At 71.6% G+C, this 17624-nt stretch carries 13 protein-coding genes and 1 tRNA gene; 1 reads left to right on the top strand and 13 read right to left on the bottom strand.

What is annotated here, in order from left to right:
• Window positions 1–32: 32 nt before the first annotated feature.
• The 11 genes from AB0O40_RS29120 to AB0O40_RS29070 form a co-directional block, all read right to left on the bottom strand.
• Complete coding sequence (locus AB0O40_RS29120; RefSeq protein WP_365047910.1) at window positions 33–1421, bottom strand: methylaspartate mutase; 1389 nt, start codon at window positions 1419–1421, stop codon at window positions 33–35.
• On the bottom strand, window positions 1415–2710 hold the full coding sequence (locus tag AB0O40_RS29115; RefSeq protein ID WP_365047909.1) for a hypothetical protein: 1296 nt from the start codon (window positions 2708–2710) through the stop codon (window positions 1415–1417). Before AB0O40_RS29115 ends, AB0O40_RS29120 begins: the two co-directional genes overlap by 7 nt.
• Window positions 2707–3915, bottom strand: coding sequence for a fatty acid desaturase (locus AB0O40_RS29110; RefSeq protein ID WP_365047907.1), 1209 nt, complete (start codon window positions 3913–3915; stop codon window positions 2707–2709). The genes AB0O40_RS29115 and AB0O40_RS29110 overlap by 4 nt, the downstream gene beginning before the upstream one ends.
• Window positions 3912–5321, bottom strand: coding sequence for a diaminobutyrate--2-oxoglutarate transaminase family protein (locus AB0O40_RS29105; protein ID WP_365047905.1), 1410 nt, complete (start codon window positions 5319–5321; stop codon window positions 3912–3914). The genes AB0O40_RS29110 and AB0O40_RS29105 overlap by 4 nt, the downstream gene beginning before the upstream one ends.
• On the bottom strand, window positions 5318–6640 hold the full coding sequence (locus AB0O40_RS29100) for a SidA/IucD/PvdA family monooxygenase (protein ID WP_365047932.1): 1323 nt from the start codon (window positions 6638–6640) through the stop codon (window positions 5318–5320). Before AB0O40_RS29100 ends, AB0O40_RS29105 begins: the two co-directional genes overlap by 4 nt.
• A 5-nt stretch (window positions 6641–6645) precedes the next feature.
• Complete coding sequence (locus AB0O40_RS29095; RefSeq protein WP_365047903.1) at window positions 6646–7950, bottom strand: ATP-grasp domain-containing protein; 1305 nt, start codon at window positions 7948–7950, stop codon at window positions 6646–6648.
• Between the two features lie 36 nt (window positions 7951–7986).
• Window positions 7987–8445, bottom strand: coding sequence for a methylaspartate mutase (locus AB0O40_RS29090; protein WP_365047902.1), 459 nt, complete (start codon window positions 8443–8445; stop codon window positions 7987–7989).
• A gap of 34 nt (window positions 8446–8479) precedes the next feature.
• Window positions 8480–9724, bottom strand: coding sequence for an ATP-grasp domain-containing protein (locus AB0O40_RS29085; protein ID WP_365047900.1), 1245 nt, complete (start codon window positions 9722–9724; stop codon window positions 8480–8482).
• Complete coding sequence (locus tag AB0O40_RS29080; protein ID WP_365047898.1) at window positions 9690–11027, bottom strand: MFS transporter; 1338 nt, start codon at window positions 11025–11027, stop codon at window positions 9690–9692. The genes AB0O40_RS29085 and AB0O40_RS29080 overlap by 35 nt, the downstream gene beginning before the upstream one ends.
• A 971-nt stretch (window positions 11028–11998) precedes the next feature.
• Complete coding sequence (locus tag AB0O40_RS29075) at window positions 11999–12628, bottom strand: CGNR zinc finger domain-containing protein (RefSeq protein WP_365047896.1); 630 nt, start codon at window positions 12626–12628, stop codon at window positions 11999–12001.
• Window positions 12629–12838: 210 nt separating this feature from the next.
• Window positions 12839–12912: transfer RNA gene (locus AB0O40_RS29070), tRNA-Thr, on the bottom strand.
• 197 nt (window positions 12913–13109) lie between these two features.
• Between AB0O40_RS29070 and AB0O40_RS29065 the strand changes: the two genes are divergently transcribed.
• Window positions 13110–14678, top strand: a complete 1569-nt coding sequence (locus AB0O40_RS29065) for an MFS transporter (protein ID WP_365047894.1) — start codon at window positions 13110–13112, stop codon at window positions 14676–14678.
• A gap of 19 nt (window positions 14679–14697) precedes the next feature.
• Here the strand turns inward: AB0O40_RS29065 and AB0O40_RS29060 are convergent, their stop codons facing one another.
• On the bottom strand, window positions 14698–16266 hold the full coding sequence (locus tag AB0O40_RS29060) for an alpha/beta hydrolase (protein ID WP_365047892.1): 1569 nt from the start codon (window positions 16264–16266) through the stop codon (window positions 14698–14700).
• Between the two features lie 100 nt (window positions 16267–16366).
• Window positions 16367–17581 (bottom strand): DNA polymerase III subunit delta', encoded by a 1215-nt coding sequence (locus tag AB0O40_RS29055; RefSeq protein ID WP_365047890.1) that lies wholly within the window; start codon window positions 17579–17581, stop codon window positions 16367–16369.
• Between the last annotated feature and the right edge of the window lie 43 nt (window positions 17582–17624).

The raw sequence follows: 17624 nt of genomic DNA, 5'->3' as shown, positions 1-17624 counted from the left end.
AGCCGTGGTACCTGCGGTCGCCCGCACCGCGGTCAGCGGGCGGCGGACCCGGGGGTGGCGGCCAGCCGGGCGAGGGCGACCTCGTCCAGACCGCCGGCCATGTAGTTGATGTCCTTGACGAGACGGTCGAGCGTGCCGTCGGTGCCGGACCGGTGCTCCAGGCACGCGTCGTTGCTCCGACGGGTGCCGGCTCCGAACGACAGGTTGCCCATGTCGGCGAAGCGGATGGCGCCGCCCGGGTCGCGGCAGGGCACGACCGCGGACCGGAGGAAGCGGCTGGCCGCGAAGGGCACGTCGAGCCGGCCCTCGTCGAAGGCCGCGCCGATCGCCCGGACCCGGTCGGTGTGCTCCAGGATCGGATCGACCAGGTCCTGGACCTCGCGCTCGATCCGCGCCATCTCGGCGGCCACCGCCTCCTCGTCGACCGCGAAGCCGGCGGCCCGGGCGATGCCCAGCCGGGTGAGGCGGATGCCCTCGCTGTTCTCGGCCTCGGTGGGGATCCCCGCGGCCTCGGCCGGCGTCTTGTTCACGACCTTCGCGACCCCGCCGAGGGCCGCGGTCAGCCCGCCGTACATGATCAGTTCGGCGGCCTGGCGGCGCTCCTGCGGGAACACCCCCATGAACATGTGCAGCACGGTGTGGACCCGTACCCCGGACGGCCCCGGAGAGGTGTCGAGGTACCGGGCGGCCAGCCGGTGGATGGACCGCAGCGCCGCCAGGTCCTGCCACAGGTGGCCGCCCTGCGGGTAGGAGATCGAGATGCAGCGGACCCCCTCGGCCGCCGCCAGCACCGCCTCCAGGAGCGTGGTGGCGATGCAGATGGACGGCGGCATCAGCACCGCGGTCAGGGTGCCGAAGAGCTCCCGGTCGATGGTGAGACCGGCCGCGGTCACCTCGCCGGCCAGGCGGTCGACCTGTTGCCAGGTGCGCAACGACTCGACGATCTCCACGTTCTTGGAATAGGGCACGTTGTACCCGATCCCACCCCCCTCGTACGAGGTGAACCCGGAGGCGATGGCGGTCTCGAAGAGCCGCCGGCCGTCGGGCGAACCGTGGCGGACCTGGAGCGGGGCCTTGACCGCCTCGTTGAGTTCCCGGCCCCGCTCCCAGCCGTGCGTCACCAGCGGATAGCCGTTGAGCCTGCTCGGATCGACGTCCAGCGCCCGGCGGACGCTGTCGAACTGGAGCAGCCGGGTGTGCGAGTCGATCGTGGTCGTCAGGATGTCCGGAGCGGCGTGGTTCTCCAGATCCACGAGCAGGTCCCGCATGGCGGCGTGACCGCCCACCCCGCACCGGGGCTGCACCAGGGGCAGCCCCGTCCGCTCGGCGTCGTCGAGCCGCTCCGCCACCGTGGGCTTGCCCAGGGAGGTGGCGTAGCCGATGGACTCGCCCAGGTCGGGCAGCCGATCGAGTCTCAGCATGCCCCGGCCGTCACCGTCGGGGTCGAGGACAGCAGCGAGCTGTGGTCCGAGCGCCGCTTGGAGCCCCGGAACCGCTCACCCTCCGCCGCCCCGGCGCCGTGCGCCTCGATGTGCAACCGGCGTACCTCGTCGTCGAGTTCGGCCACCGGCAGCAGCCTGCGCTCGGTCCGGCCGTCCGCTTCGACGACCGACACCAGGCCGAGCCCGGAGACGGGTTCGGTCTTGATCCCCAGCTGCTCCAGCACCGCGGCCACACCCACCTGCGCGCCGGTGAACACCAGCACGGTGTCCCCGCCGGACGGTACGGCGACCACGTCGAAGGCCTCTTCGGCCAGCGCGGCCAGCGCCGAGTCGAGCGCGGAGCGCCCCGTCTCGGCCCAGCCCCGGAGACCGTCGAACCGGTGCAGCTGCGCCCCGCGTTCGCCGACCACGGCGGTGCCGTGCGGGCCGCCGCCGACGACCGTTCCGGTCGAGGCGGTCAGCGGCTCGCCGGAGCCCCGGCCGTCCAGCGCGCGGCACACGATCGTGACCCCGTGCTCGCGGCCGACCGCCACCGAGCCGCCGTGCAGCACCTTGGCACCGCTGGCGGACATCTGGGCGCACTGGTCGTACGTCAGCCGGGGCAGCAGCAGCGCCTCCGGCACGACGTACGGGTCGGCGGTGTAGACGCCGGGCACGTCGGAGAAGATCTCGCAGTGCCCGGCCCCCAGCGCCGCCGCCAGCGCGACGGCGGTGAGGTCGGAGCTGTTGCGGCCGAGCATGGTGATCCGGCCGTCGGCCCGGACGGCCTGGCCGCCGGCCACGACGACCACCTGGTGCCCGGCCAGCGCGTCGAGCACGGGCCGGGTGTCGATGGAGCGGATCTTGGCGCGGGTGGCCCGGTCGTCGCTGACGATGCCGATCTGCGACGCCCACAGGTCGAGGGCGGAGTAGCCGCCGGCCTGGAGGGCGGCGCGCAGGAAGCCGGCGCTGACCATCTCGGCGGTCGCCAGGACCTGGTCCTGGACCTCGGCGTGCAGGTCGGGGTCGATGGTGCGGGCCGCCTCCAGCAGCCGCCCGGTGGTCCCGGACATGCCGCTGACCACGGCGACCACCCGGTGCGTCTCGGAGAGCCGCCCCAGGTAGTCGGCGACCTCGCGGTAGTCGCCCAGGTCCACGAAGGACGAGCCGCCGAACTTGACGACCAGCAGCGGCCTTTCGGCCGGGGCCGGGCCGGCCGGCGGGGAGTCGGGCGACTCCGCCGGCCGGCCGGCCCGCACCGGGGCCGTGCTCTCGGTTCCGGTGATCACGTCGCTACCACGAGTTCGCCCTCGGCCCGGACGAGCTCCCAGGAGGACTCCTCCTCCTCGCTCAGGATCGTGAAGACCCGGTTGATCGCGACGCCCAGGCCCCACACGTCGGTGTAGGCCGGCCAGCGCGGGTGACCGGCGTCGATGTCCGCCTGGCGGGCGTACGCCGCCCGGACCCACTCGAAGGTGGAGGGCTTGCGGTGGTGGAAGTCGTGCTGGGAGAGGTCACCCGGCACGACCAGGATGCGGGACGGCAGGTGGTAGAAGGCCAGCCGCAGGGTCCAGCGGGTCCAGGCCCCGACCGAGCGGACCACGCCGATGCCCTTCTCCGGCAGGGCGTCGCCGTTGAAGCGGCCCCAGGAGTGCGAGACGTGGAACGCGCGGCCGCCGAGGGTGTCGTCCTTGGCCTTGAACCAGGCGTGCTCGCTCAGGAACTCCAGCAGCGCGACGATCTGGTACAGCGGGATCATCGGCACGAGGACGGCCAGGGCGAACGGCACCCAGGCGCTCTGCCAGGCGACCAGGCCGAGGACGGCGCCGAGGTAGCCCAGCGACATGAGCCGGCGGTAGGTCGCCGAGCGCCACAGGTTCTGCGCGAGGCGGGTGGCCAGGAACTCCGCGTGGAACAGCGGCGAGACCACGGTCCAGGCCAGCCGGCGCCACAGCTGCGGCACCGTCATGCCCGGCCGGAAGCCCAGCTTGAGCAGGTGCTGGATGGTCGGGTCCGCGATGGTCGCGAAGGTCTCCTTGCGGTGGTGCAGGTTGATGTGGTCCTCGTAGTACTGGTCCGCATCTTCCGTGCACACCAGGGTCGAGAGGACCTGGGCGATCTCACGGTCGTACTTGATCTTCCCGGTGAACCGGGTGTGCATGCAGTGGTGGGCGATCACCGTGGAGCAGACCCGGGCGGCCGAGACCGTCACGACCCAGCTCAGCGGGAGCAGCAGCAGCGACCAGGTGGGACCGCTGCTGACGATCCACCAGGCAGAGCCGATGCCGAGGGCCAGCGCCACCATGTCGGCGATGACGTACAGGGTCACGTTCATCTTGACCAGCGGCTGCTGGCCCGGCAGGGCCTTGCCCGTGATCCAGGTCCACAGGTGCTGGGTCCAGCGGGGGAATCGTTGGAAGGACGCCCGGATCGCGGTGGACGCGTCCGTCTGGTCCGTTTCGGAACGGGAGATGCGCTCGTCTGTTTGAGTCATGACCTCACTGCCTCGGTATCCGCGTCCTGAGTCTCGGACGGGTGCGGCCGTCCACACTCGTCGGCGACCTCGGCGACAGCCGCGCCGAAGATCGCCAGCGCCTCCGCAGCCTCGACCGGGTCGAGGTTGAGGGGCGGCAGGAACCGGACCACGCAATCGTCGCGGCCGGCGAGTTCGAAGAGCAGACCGCGACGGAGCGCGGCCCTTCTGATCAGATCGGCCACCTCGGAGGCGGACCGGTCGGCGGTCGGGACCACCTCGACGCCCAGCATCAGGCCCAGGCCCCGGACGTCACCGAGGAAGGAGAAACGATCCTTCAGCTCGAGGAGGCCCTGCCGCAGCTGCCCGCCGACCTCGCGGACGTTGTCCAGCAGGCCGTCCTCCGCGACCACGCGCATCAGCGCCGACCCGGCGGCGAAGGCGAGCTGGTTGCCGCGGAAGGTGCCCGTGTGGGCGCCGGCCTTCCAGCCGTCCAGGCGCTCGTTGTAGATGATCACCGAGGCCGGGTGGCCGCCGCCGACCGCCTTGGACGAGACCACCACGTCGGGCTCGATCCCGTACTGCTCGAAGGCGTACCAGGTGCCGGTCCGGCCGCAGCCGGACTGCACCTCGTCGATGATCAGCGGGATGTCCAGCCGCCGGGTGATCTCCCGGAGCTGCTGGACGAACTCGAGGCGGGCCGGCACCACGCCGCCCTCGCCCTGCACCAGCTCGAGGATCACGGCCGCCGGCCGGCGGACGCCGCCGTTGGGGTCGTCCAGGACGTTGGCCAGGTACGAGGCGCAGTTGATCTCGCAGCTGTCCGGCTTCAGCGACAGCGGGCAGCGGAAGCAGGAGGAGTACGGGAAGAACGAGATGCCCGGCATCAGGTTCCCGAGGTGCTCCTTGGAGGACCGCAGCCCGGTGAGCGCGATGGTGCTCTGCGTGCTGCCGTGGAAACCGCCGTGGAAGGCGATGACGTCGCCGCGCCCGGTGTACGTCTTGCAGAGCTTGATCGCCGCGTCGATGCCGTCGGCCCCGGTCGGCCCGCAGAAGTGCAGCTTGGAGCGGCTGCCCATGTCGCCGGGCAGCAGGTCGAGCAGCCGCCGGGTGAACTCCTGCTTGACCTCGGTGGGGAAGTCCAGGGAGTGGGTGGCGATGTCGAGCTGCCGGTGGGCGGCGGCCACCAGCTCCGGGTGGCCGTGCCCGAGGGCGAGCACGCCGGCTCCGGCGAGGAAGTCCAGGAAGCGGTTGCCGTCCAGGTCCTCGACGTACGAGCCGTGGCCGCCGGACAGGGCGACCGGGACGTTGCGCGGGTAGGTGCGGGCCGAGGACTCGGTGGCCGCCTGCTCGTCCAGCAGCAGGCGCGAGCGCGGACCCGGCAGCTCGGTCCGCACCAGGACGCCGGTCTGTGCGGTGGTGGTCACGCGTCACCCTCGGCGTTCTGCGGGTCGGCGCCCGCCAGCAGCTTCGCGGCACCGTGCGCGATGGTCTCGGCGCGCAGCGACAGCAGGCTGAAGGAGCCCGCGTCGGAGATGCCGTGCGAGGACTCGTTCAGGTTGTAGATGAACAGCGGCGGGATCGCGCGGCCGTCCTTCGCCGAGGTCAGGTAGCCGTGGCCGACGGCCACCGCACCGCGCTCGGTGTGCTCCAGCTGGTCGGCGATCTCCGACAGGATCGGCGGGTGCGGCTCCTGGGCGGGGCCCAGGCCGAAGTTGCGGAAGCCGGTGGCCAGCACGACCAGGTCGAAGCGCTCCTGCTCGGTCTGCCCGAAGTGGCGCTCGCGGACGACCAGTTCCACACCGTCGGCGTCGGCCGTGACGGTGTCGACCACCGAGTTGTTGCGGACGTACACCTTCTGGGCGCCGTCCAGCCGCTGCTCGTAGATCTTCAGGTACAGCTCGCGCAGCACGTCCATGTCGGCGGCCGAGTAGTTGGTGAAGCGGAGCTCGGCGTCCAGCTCGTCCTTGCTCTGCTGCGAGGCGTGGAAGTAGTAGTCCACGAACTCCGGCATGATGCTCGCCTCGCTGAACGGCGAGGTGTCCTTGAGCCGGTGGGCGAAGCCGCGGCTCAGGTTCACCACCTCGGCGTCCGGGAAGCGGTGCGCCAGGTCGAGGGTGAGCTCGACGGCGCTCTGGCTGCCGCCGACCACGGCGACCCGGCCGGTGCGCAGCTGCTCGGCGTAGCGCTCCACGGTGCTCTTGTACCGGGTCAGGTGGATCACCCGGTCCGACTCGACCTGGTCGAACGGCGCGGGGACGTACGGCGTACGGCCGTTGGCGACCACCACGGCGCGGGCCAGGTGGGTCTCGCCGGAGCCCACGCGCACGCGGTAGCCCTCGGTGCCGTCGGGCAGGACCGCGAACTCCACGGCCGAGACCGGCGAGGAGGTGCGCACCCGGTCGGCGAAGTGCGAGGCGACCCAGGTGATGTACTGGTTGTACTCCTTGCGGAGCGGGAACTCGAGCCCCAGGTTGAGGTACTCCAGCAGCCGGCCCTGCTCGAACAGGAAGTTCAGGAAGGAGTAGCGGCTGCGCGGGTTCCGCGGCGTGACCAGGTCACGGACCGGGTTGTTCTGGATGTCCGAGCCGGAGAGGAGCATCTCGGGCTGCCACACGACCGTGTCGCGGGCCTCGAGGAAGAGCGGGTCGATCTCGGGGTGCAGCTCTTCGAGGGCCACGGCCAGCGAGATGTTGGCGGGGCCGAAGCCCACGCCGATCAGGTCGAACACCTGGGCGTCAGTCATGTCAGTCACAGCTCTATGTCTTCTTCGGTCACGGTGAACAGCTCGGAACTGAGGCCCTGGGCCAGTGCGGTGACCCGCTCCTGGACGGCCTCGGCCTCGGTGGGTGCGGTGCCGGCCTCGAAGACCTCGATGACGCCGTTGCGGCCGAGGTAGGAGGTGGCCGCGCGGGAACGGTCGCCCGCCTTGCTGGTGACGTACCGGGCGATCTCCTGGCCCGCGCCGGCCGGCACGTCGTTGATCTCGGTGATGACGCCGGTCGGGGCCTTGAGGAAGCCGATCGCGCCGACGCCCGCGGGCTCGGAGGGGATCTCCGGGAGCTCGTCGATGGTCCGGCGGTAGGCGGCGATGTGCAGGTCGTACGGGTTGAAGCCGTAGACCCGGTCGATCAGGTCCATGATGCCGTCGCCGCCGGGGCGGGCCGCGACCTCGACCACGTACGGCTCGTCGGAGCCGTTCAGCAGCACCTCGACGTGGGCGATGCCGCGGTCGATGCGCAGCGCCTCGCAGGCCCGCAGGGCGAGTTCGCGCAGGGCGGTGTTGCCGCTCTCCCGGCTCGGGATCAGCTGGCCGGTCTCGGTGAAGAACGGCGGCGCGCCCTTGGCCTTGTCCGTCACCGCGAGCACCGCGCGCCGGCCCTCGTAGTTGATGACCTCGATGGAGACCTCGTGCGTGGAGGTGACGAACTCCTCGACCTGGTAGCGGCCGTCGGCGAAGTCGTAGGTCGGCGCGATCTCCAGCAGCGACGCCCGGCAGTGGTCGAAGGCCGCCGCCAGGCCGGCCGCGTCGGCCACCTTGATGACGCCGACGCTGCCGGCGAAGTCACGGGGCTTGAGCACCACGGGGAAGGTGAGGTCCGAGACGACCTCCTCCAGCTCCGCGAGGGTGGAGAAGAGGCGGTGGCGGGCGCACGGGACGCCGGCCTCCTCGAAGGCCACCTTCATGGTGTGCTTGTCGCGCGCCAGCGCCAGCGACTCCTCGGCCAGCGTGGGCAGGCCGTAGTGCTGGGCGATCGTCATCGCGACGTGGACGTTCAGCTCGAGGATCGGGACGACGGCGTCGGGGGTCAGCCCGGTCTCCCGCTCGAACTTCTCGACCGCCGCCAGGGCTTCCTTGGCGTTGTACGGGTTCGCGGGCAGCACGTGGTCGAAGACGCGGTTGGCGTTGACGACGGCGGACTCCACCATTCCGAACACCGGGCCCGGGTAGGTCCGCAGTGCAGAAACGATTGCTCGCTCGCGCAGCAGCGGGTCCGCCCCGAGCAGCAGGAGGTACCGGTCGTTGTTGGACCGGGCCCCTCGGAGGTTGAACATCGGAACTCCTTGCTAAGACAGAACAGTTCGAGAGGGTCAGGCGGCGACTTCGAGCTGCGAGGGACGCGGCACGGCACGCTCGCCGCTCTCGGCCCGCGCGCGCAGCCCGGCCAGCAGCACGACCAGCTCGTCGATGTCGGTGAGGACGTGGTCCACGCCCAGGGCCAGCAGCGCCTCGCCCTCCCGGCCGGACTTCTCACTGCCCACCGACAGGTTGCCGCCGACCACGACCGGGCAGCTCAGCACGCCCTGGGCCCGGACCGCCCGCAGCGGCGTCAGGTCCTCCACGGCGTGCCCGTTGATGGAGCCGATCACGATCGCGAGGGCGTCCGGGTTCTCGGTCGCACAGTCCACGAACTCGGACACGGGGGTGCAGGCACCCAGGTTGAGCACGTCGTAGCCGAGCTGCCGGAGCTGGAAGGCGATCAGGTGGTTCGCCACGACGTGGGAATCACTCGCCGCCACACCCAGGATGACCTTCGGGGCGCCGGACACGGTGCAGAGCGGAAGGGCCTCGGAAGGCCGCTGGTCAGTTGGTCTGGCGTGCATTGGAATGCTCCTTGGAATCCGCAAGTTCAACACGCACGAATGAGAAGAGGTCGCGAAGGAAGCGGTCGAGCTCGGCCGAGTCGGCCGGTCCGACGACGCCCGCGAGGGGCACGTCGGCGTCCGAGTAGCTGAGCGTCGTCTTGATCGGCTCGTCCTCGGTCCGCTGGATCCACCGGTGGGCGAGCGGGCTCTCCCGGAACGCCTGCTCACCCTCGATCCGGCAGTACTCGCCGCCGAGTTGGTGGCCCGGCCAGACGAACCAGCCGTAGCGGGAGCCGGCGGTCTCCGGTCTGGGCTCGACCGCGGCGTCCGCACCACCGGTGATCATCTGCAGGAAGTGCGAGGGCAGGTGCACTCCGGTGGCGAGCTCGAAGGTGTCCACCACGTCCGCACCGCCGAAGCGCGCCCCGACCTCGAGGAACACCAGCCCCTCGGCGGTCTCGATGCCTTCGAGGTGGAAGAGACTGGTCGTGATGCCGACGGCGGCGAGACAGCCCAGGGTCCACTCGCTCAGTTCCGGGGTCAGTTCGATCTGCACCGAGCCGAGCGGCGTGCCGTTCGCGTACTCCAGGCAGGTGCCGACGTAGCGGCTGGCCCGGATCGCCACCGGCTTGCCGTCCACCAGCAGGCCGTCCACATGGATGATCGGACCGGTGACGAACTCCTCGACCTCGAAGCCCGCGAGCTCGGCGCCCTCGAGCACCCCGCCCGCCCGGACCGCGTCCAGGGCCTCCTCCGTCGTCGGGTAGACCGTCACGTCCTGGCTCGCCGCGCCGTCGAGCGGCTTGAGCACCGTCTCGCCCTTCCACGGCAGTTCACCGGGCAGCGCCTCCAGCGCCTCGGTCAGCGACAGGAAGCGGGGGGCCCGCAGGCCCGCCGCGGCGACCGCGGCCTTCATGACCACCTTGTCCCGCGAGGGCAGGATGTCCGCCTCGCGGTCGCCCGGTATGCCGAGGGCCGCCCGTACCTGGGCACCGGCGATCAGGTCGAACTCGGAGAGCGCGATCACCAGGTCGAAGGGCGGCAGCCCGGCGACCGCGGCCAGCACCTCTTCGGCGGTGTCACCGGTACCGGGACGCTCGATGAAGGTGGCGCGGAGTTCGGACGGCAGCACGGCCAGCCGGTCCGCGGTGCCGACGTAGGTGACGTCGTGCACCGCGTGATCGATGCCGGCCGAATGGCGGACGAGCTTATCGGAGATTCGTTGCAGGATCAGGATGCGCATGGAAAGACCTCAGCTGGGCGAGAAGCGGGACGAGCAGAACCACGATGCAGAGAGAACCGATCACGGAACCCAGGACGACCGTCTGAGGACCGTGCGAAACAGCGAAGAGGGTCACCAGGAGTCCCGCCGCGGGCAGCGAGATCTGGTGGAGCAGAATGATGATTCCGATCGTCTTCGCGAAGTGTTCGCGCGGAATTCGCTTGATCCGCTCCATGCGAATGAAGACGTTGAAGAATCCGACGGTTCCGAGCAGCACCGCATAGCTCACCGCGTACTGCGCGAAGGTGTTCGCCAGGCCGACGCCGATACCGCCCAGACAGATCAGGGAATAGGACGCCATCAGGGCGACGAAGGGCTTGAGCCGCTTCGAGAGCTTCGGCACGACGAAGAAGGTCAGGACGCCGACGACGCCGGCCCCGGTGGTCAGGGCGCCGTAGTACCCGTCGGGGGCCTCGAAGACGCCGCTGGTGGTGGCCGCGCTGGTGGCCATGCCGACGCCCACCATGAGGTTGACCGTCATGGTCAGTCCGACCAGGCCCAGGATCGCGGGCAGCTTGCGCAGGGTCGCCACGCCCTCGGCCACGCCGGTGAGCACCGAGCGGACCGTGGTGGGTTCGGCAGTGGCCCCGGCCAGCGTCTCGGTCCTGAGCCAGCGGCGCAGGGACAGCGTGTTCAGGGTGGTCAGCGCGTACACCACGCCGATCACCAGGAGCAGGTCGTCGGTCGCCATCACCGAGGCGAGCAGCGCCGCCAGCGCGGGCCCGGCCACCTCGCTGACCTGCTCGGTCCCCTGGACGATCGACTGCGCCCGGACCATCTGGTCCATCGGCACGAACCGGGGGAGCGTGGCCTCCAGCGCGAGGTACGACTGCGCGCCGGCCACGGACATGCCCGCCACCAGCACGCACAGCGTGATGAACTGCCCTTCGGGGAGCAGGTACATCAGCGCGAACGCGGTCAGGGCCAGGCCGGAACGGACGATGTCCGAGCCGATGTAGAGGACATAACCCCGGATGCGGTCCGCGAGCACTCCCGCCATCGGCAGGAAGACGACCCGCGGAAGCCATTCGATGAGGAAGATCAGACCGGTCTGGGACGCGCTTCCGGTCAGCTTGTAGGCGAGCAGCGGAATGGCGAACAGGAGGAATTGGTCGGCGAGTGCGGCCAGCCCCCGGCCGGCCACGAAACGCGCGATCTGGGGCGCCGGCATGAAGGCGTGCCCCGGCTTGTCCGAGTCACCACCGCCGTGCTCCCCGTTCTCCACGGTCGCCTCGACCGTGCCCTGCCCAGCCTCGCGGCTCATGCTTCCCCGTATTCCGTGTCGACAGCCTGTTGAAGAAGTTGACGACGATCGCGGTGCACCCGAAAAGGACGACCCCGTAGTCGTGACCGCGCTCCGACACGGTGGCGGATGAATGCACCCGCAGGGTGGTACCGAAATGTCACACCGGAGAATGTTGATGATCAAGCGGGTGGACGGATCAGCTGCCGCCCGCGTGTGGGCCGTGCGATCGGACTAGCGAAGCCTCCGGGTGTGTTGCGCTGGCGCTCGGTCTGCTCATCACCGCGGCTCCGACAGCCGAGGGCGGTGCGCCGGGCTCCGGGCCGGGATCCATGGCAGCGTCGGACGGGATGTGGGCAGTCACCCCCACACCCCGGTGGTCAACGCCGAGCCCAGGGCTCCTGGCTGGTTGCGCGGGACCGGATCGCGACCGGAACGGCCGCCCCCTCGATTGACGGTCACGGAAACACGTTGATCAACCTACGTGCCAACAGGGCCTCGAATCAAGCCAATAACAGGAGCGGCGCTGGACTGCCAGTCAATGGACATGTTTTGTAAACAAACTGACGGCGCGTCAGTCTTTTTCGTTGGGCATTGCACAACTCCGTTGCGTTCTGCCGCAGTTACCCCTTCACTGACCGCGATGAGCGAAATCAGATGACTTGTTCGAGATCAATCCTCGGCGTGAAACACTGTTGACACAAAAGAGAGTTGGCGCGCGTGGGAGGTTGCGTTCCGCGGCACACGCCGCACGCCGGACCATTCGGAACCGGAGCTACCTCTTCCGGCCGGGTCGGCGGGCGAAATCCACTTCCCTGTCGGCTCGTTGAGCCGTACCCCCCGCACGGGCACCGACGAGCGGTCTCCCAGGTCGCCGCAGTCGAGACCGGCGCCGCTCCGGCCGGACGCCCGCTCCCGGACGTCCGGAGCGGCGCGGGAGGCCGCCACCCGGCGCGACGACAGCGCCTACGGACGACTTCGCCAACTGATCATCAGGAGGAACGGCGGGCGGGAGGCACCGGGACCGGGAAGCCGGTTTCGGCCCCGCCGGCAGGTGCCGCCGTCATGCCGCCGGAACCGGTCCGGCGCCGGTTCCGATAGGCCGCGACGTGCAGCCGGTTCCCGCAGGTGCGGAAATCGCAGTACCGCCGGGAGCGGTTTCGGGACAGATCCAGGAAATGGCGGGCGCACCCGGGCGCCGCACAACGGCGCAGCCGCTCCCACTCCCCCGCGACGATGACGGCCGCCAGCGCCATCCCCATCTCGGCCGCCAGATCGTCGGCCGGGGCACCCCCGGCCGCGTAGTGACGCACCTGCCAGCCCGGCCCGTCCCGGTGGGCGAGCCCCGGAGTGGTGCCGGCCCGCAGGATGAGCGCATTGACGAGTTCGACCGCCGCCCGCACCGAGCCGGCCCCCAGCACCTCCCGGAAACCGCTCCGCACCCGCAGCACCCCCGCCAGGTCGGACCCGGCCGGCGGCTTGGCCCCGCCGATCCCGTGGCGCACCAGGAACCCGTGCAGCGCCGCGGGGTCCGCAAGCTCCTCACGACCACAGACGTCCGGTGCGGTGTTCAGCAGCCCCACCAGCACGTCCAGGCCACGCTGCACGTCATGGGTGATCATCGCGATGCGTACCCCGGCTCGGCTCTGGGGCCGCATCCTCCCACGACCCGGACTCGGATCAAGGACCCTAGCACCACGCCCCGTTGACCCCACCGACCCCACAAGAACACCCGTCCCCCACCAGCACCGGGCCACGACACCCCCGCCCCGGCACCGGCCGCCCCGGACAACAGAAAACCCCAGGTCGGGATCCGACCTGGGGTTTCTCTGAGCCGCCTTCGGGATTCGAACCCGAGACCTACGCATTACGAGTGCGTTGCTCTGGCCAACTGAGCTAAGGCGGCAAGCCACCGGTGAGAGTTCTCCCGCGAGGGGAGGCTTCGCAACAGCGGCGGCGCCAAGTCTACAGGGTGTTTCGGGGTGGGCCGCACCAGGTGGGAGGGGCCGGGCGGGTGCGGTTGCGGGGCGGGTGGGGAGGGGCGGTACTGGAGGGAATGTCCCGATCCGGGCAGCGCATCCACTCGAAGGGATGACCCGCCCCATGGCCCGAGACGACCACCGCGGAACCGGCGAGGATCCGGCCGGTACGGCCCCCGGAGCGGCCGGCGGCCCGGGCCCGGGCGCCGCCCCCACCCACGCTTCCGCCCCCGCCCCCGGCCGGTGGGCCATGCTGGCTGTGCTCTGTGCGAGTCTGCTGGTGGTGGCGATGGACGCCACCATCCTCAACGTCGCCCTGCCCTCGCTGATCGACGACATGCGGCCCACCGCCCTCCAGCAGCTGTGGATCATCGACGTCTACGGCCTGGTGCTCGGCGGCCTGCTGGTCACCACCGGTGCCATCGGCGACCGCTTCGGGCGCAAGCGGCTCTTCCTCACCGGGTTCGTGATCTTCGGGCTGGCCTCGGTACTGGCGGCCACCTCCGGTACCCCGGGGCAGCTGATCACCGGCCGGGTGCTGCTCGGCATCGGCGGGGCGCTGGTCATGCCCTCGACCCTCTCGCTGATCAGGAACATCTTCACCGACCCCCACGAGCGCACCCTCGCCATCGGCATCTGGGCCGCCGTCGCGGGGGCCGGGGCCGCCGTCGGCCCGCTGATCGGCGGCCTGCTGGTGGAGGCCTACGGCTGGTCCGCGGCCTTCTGGGTGAACGTCCCGGTGGTCGCCGTCACCGTCCTCGCCGGCCTGCGGCTGCTGCCGGAGTTCCGGGCGGCCAGCCCGCACCCCCTCGACTGGCCCAGCGCCGTCCTCTCCGTCGTCGGGATCATCGCCCTGGCCTGGGGCATCAAACACGTGGCCAAGGGCGGACTGGTCCCCACCGACCTGCTGGTCCTGGTGGTCGGCCTGGTGGTGCTCGGCTGGTTCGCCCGCCGGCAGCTGGGGCTGGCCGATCCGCTGCTGGACGTCCGGCTCTTCCTGTCCCGGCCCTTCACCGCCGCCGCGCTGGTCATCCTGCTGGCCATGCTGGCGGCCGGCGCGGCGCTGTTCCTGGTCTCGCTCTGGCTCCAGTACGTGCACGGCTACCAGCCCTTCCAGGCGGGGCTGCGGACCCTGCCGATCGCCGCCGCGATGCTGGTCGCCTCGCTGCTCACGCCCCGGCTGATGCACCGGCTCGGGGTGCGCCCGGTACTGGCGCTGGGGCTGGCCGGGCTGATGGCGGGCTTCCTGCTGCTGGCGCTCTCCCCCGAGCCCACCTCGTACGGCTACGTCGCCGCCTTCCTGGTGGCGCTCGGCCTCGGCGACGGGCTGGCGGTGACCACCGCCTCGGCCGTGCTCGTCTCGGCCGTGCCCGCCGAGCGGGCCGGGCAGGCCGGCGCGGTCTCCGAGACGGCGTACGAGCTGGGCGTCGGGCTCGGCGTCGCGCTGCTCGGCTCGATCCACGGCTCGGTGTACGCCCGCCACATGCCGGCCGGTACCCCGGACCGCGCGCGGGAGTCCATCGGCGGGGCGATCGAGACCGGCGACCACGGCCTGGCGGCGGCCGCGCGGAGCGCCTTCGACAGCGCGCTCACCGTCACCTCGTACGTGTCCTTGGGGATCGTGGCGGTGGTGACGGTGCTGGTGGTGTGGATGGTGCCCAAGGGCTTCCGGGCGGCCGGCTCCGCCCACTGAGGTCCCGGCCGGGACCGGCTCAGCAGCGCTTGCCGTCGGCCGGGGCCGTGCCCTCCAGCAGGTACCGGTTGATGGCGGTGTCGATGCAGTCGCTGCCCCGGCCGTACGCGGTGTGGCCGTCCCCGTCGTAGGTCAGCAGGACGCCCGAGTCCAGCTGGCCGGCCAGCGACTGCGCCCACTTGTACGGGGTGGCCGGGTCCCGGGTCGTGCCGACGACCACGATCGGCGCGGCGCCCTTCGCGGTCAGCCGGTGGGCCGCGCCGGTGGCCTTGACCGGCCAGTACGTGCAGTTCAGCGAGGCCCAGGCGAGGCCGGCGCCGAAGACTGGCGAGGCCTTCTCGAAGGAGGGCAGCGCGGCGTCCACGTCCTGCGGGTCCTTGAACGCGGGCGGCAGGTCGAGGCAGTTGACGGCCGCGTTGGCGAACATCAGGTTCTGGTACGAGCCGTTCGGGTCGCGCTCGTAGTACTCGTCGGCCAGCGCCAGCAGCCCGGCGCCGTTGCCCTCCTTCGCGGAGGCGATCGCGTCCCGCAGCCGCGGCCAGGCGCTCTCGTCGTACATCGCGGCGATCACACCGGTGGTGGCCAGGGCCTCGCCCAGCTTGCGGGACTGGCCGGTCGGCACCGGCTGGGCGTCGACCTGCGCGAAGAACTCCTTGAGCTTGCGGGCCTGTTCGTCGGGGCCGCCGGTGCCCAGCGGACAGTCCGGCTGGGTGGCGCAGTCCTTGGCGAAGGACCGGAGCGCGGTCTCGAAGCCCTCGGTCTGGTCGCGGTTGAGGTCGAGCGCGGACCGGGAGGGGTCCATCGCCCCGTCCAGCACCAGCCGGCCGACCCGGTCCGGGAACAGGTCGGCGTACGTGGCGCCGAGGAAGGTGCCGTACGAGGCGCCGACGTAGTGCAGCTTCTCGTCGCCGAGCACCCCGCGCAGCAGGTCCATGTCCCGGGCCGCCTCGACCGTGGAGACGTGCGGCAGCACCGCGCCGCTCTTCTGCTCGCAGCCCGCCGCGAACTTCTTGAACTCGGCCACCAGCGCGGCGCGTTCGGCCTGGCTGTCGGGTGTCTGGTCGACCTGCGTGTACGCGTCCATGGCCGGCCCGGACAGGCACTGGACCGGCGCCGAGCGCGCCACCCCGCGCGGGTCCACGGCCACCATGTCGTACCGGGCGCGGACCGGCGCCGGATAGCCGATGCCCGCGTACGCCTGCAGGTACCCGATCGCGGAACCACCGGGTCCGCCCGGGTTGACCAGCAGGGACCCCAGCCGCGCCCCGGGGCCGGTGGCCTTCTTGCGCGCCACGGCCAGGTCGATGTCCTTGCCGCCCTTGGCGGCGGGGCGGGCGTAGTCCAGCGGCGCCTTCATCGTGGCGCACTCGAAGCCGGGCACCCCGCAGGCCCGCCAGCTCAGCTTCTGGGAGTAGTACGGAGCCAGCTCGGCCGCGGGCGCGACGGCGGTCCCGGCCGTGTCCGCACCGGGGCTGTGCGCCGAGGCGCTGGCCCCGGTCGCCTTGCCGCCGGAACTGCAGCCGGAGACGAGCATCCCGGCCGCCGCGATCACGGTCCCGGTGGTACGCAGCAGGCGCCTGGTGTCCATCCCCGGAGCGTAGCCCTCCGCACCCCCCCGGAGCCCTCCCACGTCCCGTACGAGTGAATCCCCGTGACCTGGCCCGACCCTCACGCGACGGCTCTCCCCCTCACCCCGCCCGCAGCGCCATCGTCATCGCCTCCACCGCCAGCAGCGGCGCCACGTTCCGGTCGAGGGCGTCACGGCAGGAGATGATCGCCTCGATGCGGCGGAGGGTCCGCTCGGGGCCGCCGGAGCGGGCGATCCGGTCGAGGTCGTCGCGGACGTCCGCGTTGGCCAGGGCCACCCCCGAGCCCAGCTGGAGGGCGAGGACGTCCCGGTAGAAGCCGGTGAGGTCGACCAGCGCCAGGTCGAGGCTGTCGCGCTGGGTGCGGGTGCGGCGGCGCTTCTGGCGGTCCTCGAGCTCCTTCATGACGCCGGCCGTGCCGCGCGGCATCCGGCCGCCGGTCCCGGCGCCCGCGCCCAGCGCGGCCTTCAGGTCCTCGGTCTCCTTGGCGTCGACCTCCTCCGCGACCTGCTTGGCGTCCTCGGCGGCGGCGTCCACCAGCTCCTGGGCGGCCTTGAGGCAGCCGCCGACGTCGTCCACCCGCATCGGCAGCCGCAGCACCGAGCGCCGGCGCTCGCGGGCCCGCTCGTCGGTGGCCAGCCGCCGGGCCCGGTCGATGTGCCCCTGGGTCGCCTGGGCGGCCGCGGCCGCCACCGCGGGCTCGATGCCGTCCCGCCGGACCAGGACGTCCGCGACGGCCTCGACGGAGGGGGTACGCAGGGTCAGGTGCCGGCAGCGCGACCGGATGGTGGGCAGCACGTCCTGCAGGGAGGGGGCGCAGAGCAGCCAGACCGTCCGCGGCGCGGGCTCCTCGACGGCCTTGAGGAGGACGTTCCCCGCGCCCTCGGTGAGGCGGTCGGCGTCCTCGAGGACGATCACCTGCCAGCGGCCGACGGCGGGCGACAGCTGGGCGCGGCGGACCAGGTCCCGGGTCTCCTTGACGCCGATGGAGAGCAGGTCGGTGCGGACCACCTCGACATCGGCGTGGGTGCCGACGAGGGTGGTGTGGCAGCCGTCGCAGAAGCCGCAGCCGGGCTGCCCGCCCAGGGCGCGGTCGGGGCTGGTGCACTGGAGCGCGGCCGCGAAGGCCCGGGCGACCGTGCCCCGGCCGGAGCCGGGCGGGCCGGTGAACAGCCAGGCGTGCGTCATCTTGGACGCGGCCGGCGGCGGCTCGCCGGCCGCGGTGGCGCTCACCAGGGCGTCGGCGTCCCGCGCGGCGGCGGCGAGCTGCGTGGTCACGCGCTCCTGCCCCACGAGGTCGTCCCATACGCCGCTCATGCCGGCCTCCTCGGTCTCGTCCGTCCGCCCCAATTGTGACCCC

Origin of the sequence: Streptomyces sp. NPDC089919 (assembly GCF_040684615.1) — a bacterium.
Classification (GTDB): Bacteria; Actinomycetota; Actinomycetes; order Streptomycetales; family Streptomycetaceae; genus Streptomyces.
This window is presented reverse-complemented; position numbering and strand designations above follow the sequence as displayed.